The sequence below is a fragment of the bacterium genome, from assembly GCA_021372775.1.
In the GTDB taxonomy this organism is placed as follows: Bacteria; Acidobacteriota; Polarisedimenticolia; order J045; family J045; genus JAJFTU01.
The window spans coordinates 1-2,564 of sequence record JAJFTU010000455.1 but is presented as its reverse complement, the minus strand read 5'-3'; the positions used below and the strand labels follow the sequence as shown (position 1 = coordinate 2,564).

3 protein-coding genes are annotated in these 2,564 nt (G+C 75.6%); 2 read left to right on the top strand and 1 reads right to left on the bottom strand.

Going from position 1 to position 2,564, the window contains the following annotated elements:
• Nucleotides 1-827, bottom strand: an 827-nt coding sequence (locus tag LLG88_15540; GenBank protein ID MCE5248321.1) for an FAD-dependent oxidoreductase, incomplete at its 3' end; no start/stop codon positions are given.
• 95 nt (nucleotides 828-922) lie between these two features.
• Between LLG88_15540 and LLG88_15535 the strand changes: the two genes are divergently transcribed.
• Nucleotides 923-2,089 carry a hypothetical protein gene (locus tag LLG88_15535; GenBank protein ID MCE5248320.1) on the top strand — a complete coding sequence of 389 codons (1,167 nt, stop codon included), beginning with the start codon at nucleotides 923-925 and terminating at the stop codon, nucleotides 2,087-2,089.
• A 23-nt stretch (nucleotides 2,090-2,112) separates the two neighbouring features.
• Nucleotides 2,113-2,564: DUF4388 domain-containing protein (locus tag LLG88_15530; GenBank protein ID MCE5248319.1), on the top strand; the 452-nt coding region annotated here is incomplete at its 3' end.

Below are 2,564 nucleotides of genomic sequence, written 5' to 3'. Positions count from 1 at the left end.
CGCGGCGCGAGCTCGCCGCGCGGATCGTCGTCGAGCAGGAAGCGCCGCCCGTCGCGGTCGCGCACGACCCCGCCCTCGCCGCGCAGCGCCTCGGTCATCAGCCAGGAGGGAGCGCCGGGGAGCGCGAGGGCGGTCGGATGGAACTGCACGAACTCCATGTCGCGCAGCACGCACCCCGCGGCCCAGGCGAGCGCCACCCCGTCGCCGGTGGCGTCGGGGGGATTGCTCGTGCGGCGCCAGCAGCAGCCGAGGCCGCCGGTGGCGAGAAGCACCGCCGCGGAGCGGATCGCGACCGAGGAGCCGTCGCGTCGCAGCACGCGCACGCCGCCGACCGCGCCGTCGCCGACGAGGAGCCCGGTCACGAGGCCCGAGACCCGCTTCAGCGACCGGGTCCGCTTCTTGACCTGCTCGACGAGCGCCCGGACGATCTCGGCCCCGGTCGCGTCGCCGTGGGCGTGGAGGATCCGCGGATGGGAGTGCGCCGCCTCGCGCGTGAGGTGGTACCGCTCGCCGTCGCGGTCGAAGCGCGCGCCCCACTCGATCAGCCGCAGGACTTCCTCGCGGCCGTCGCGGACCAGCGCGTCCACCGCCGGCGCGTCGCAGAGCCCCGCGCCCGCGCGCAGCGTGTCCTCGTTGTGGAGGACGATCTCTTCTTCCTCGCCGGTGAGCACGACGGCGATGCCGCCCTGCGCGTGGCCGCTGCTCGACTCGTCCGACGGGTCCTTCGACACGACGACGACGCGCGCCCCGGCGTCCGCCAGCAGCAGCGCGGCCCGCAGACCGGCGACGCCCGCGCCGATCACCACCGCATCGCAGCGCTCTTCCACTCCCCGCTCTCCCGCGGCGTCGCGCGCCGCCGACCGCATCTTATAATGCCGGAAGCGACCGAGCGCCCGCGCGCGGCCGCGGAGGCGTTCCAAGGATGCGATCCGGCGACCGTAACGGCCGCGGCCACGAGGGCCCGCGGCGCTCCGACCGAGACCTCGACGAAGAGCAGTTCGGCGACTCCGACGACCTTCGCTACGAAGGCCCGATCTCCTTCGAGGACGGGGACGAAGAGTACGACGACGACGACGCTCCGTCGGGCGGCGGGCGGTTCCTGCTGCTCGCGGCGCTGATCGGCGGCGCGGTCGTGCTGCTCGTCGGCGTCGCGCTCTGGCTGCGCGGCGGTTCGTCCTCGGGGACGGAGAAGCTCGGGGCCGGCCCGACGGCGGCGCAGGTCGTGCAGCCGCGCGTGTCGCAGCCCGACGCGGCCGGCGGCACCGCGCCGCTCCCCTCGTCGGTGACCTCCGAGACCCCCGCGGGGGGCCGCGGCGGCCTCTACGGCGAGTCGGCGCCCGGCGCGGCGCGCCCCGCGGAGAAGGCCGCGGACCTCCCCGCCCCGACCGCCGAGCCGGAGCCGGCGAACTCCAAGGTCGAGACGCGCCCGCTGCCGTCGATGGTCGAGGAGTCGTCCGACGCCAAGGCCGCGTCCGCGAAGAGCAAGGACGCGCGCGCCGCGAAGGCGGCGAAGGCCGAGGAGAGCGCGCCGACGGAGACGGCCGAGGCCGCGCCGTCGAAGAAGACGCGCAAGGGCGCGGCCAAGGACGCGGAGGCGAAGGCCGCGGCCGACGAGAAGACGGCCAAGGGGACCGCCGAGAAGAAGTCGGCCAAGGCGAAGAGCGGCGCCGACGCGGCGGCCGCCCCGGCCGCGGCGGAGCCCGCGGCCAAGACGACGAAGTCGGCCAAGGCGAACGGCGCGAAGGGCGGCAAGAGCGTCGGCGGCACGGCGCGGAAGCTCGTCGCCGACGGCAAGATCCACGACGCGGCGACGCTCGGCGCGATCCACGCCCAGAACGCCCCGTCCGGCTCGTACTCGGTGCAGGTCCTCTACGCCTGCAAGCCGGACACGATCAAGTCGGCGTTCGCGCGGGTCAAGGACAACTCGCTCTTCGTCGTGCCCGCGGCGAAGAAGAACTGCTACCGGCTGCTCTGGGGCACCTACCGCGACCGCGCCTCGGCCGAGGCGGCGTTCGACGCGGTGCCGGAGTACTTCCGGAACGCGGACAAGCCGCGGCTCGCGCCGCTCGAGAAGGTCCCCGCCCGCTGACGCGGCGCGGAGACGAGAGGACGATGTCCGGCGCGGCGACGATCTCGCTCCCCTCGGAGGGGCGTCTCGCCGCGCATTCCCTGCCGTGGCTCCTCGGCACGCTCGACGTCGTGCGCGCGACCGGCGCGCTCGACGTGACGCGGCGCAAGCTGGTGCGCCGCTTCGTGCTCGAGGACGGTTCGGTCGCCGCGGTCGTCTCCAACGCCCGCGAGGACCGCTTCTTCGACTGGCTCCTCGTCAAGGGTCACTTCGCCGCGGCGCCGACGCCGCTGGTCGAGGCGCTCGGCGCGTCGCTGGCCGACGCGCCGCTGACCGCGGGGGCGGTCCTCGCCGCGCGGCTGCTGCCGCCCGAGGAGGCGATCCTCCGGCTCCGCGAGCACGCGCTGGAGATGCTGCGCGAGTCGGCCTCCTGGCACGACGCGACGTTCGTCGTGCGCCCCGGCACGGCCCCGCTCGGCGCCGAGCCGCGCCCCTG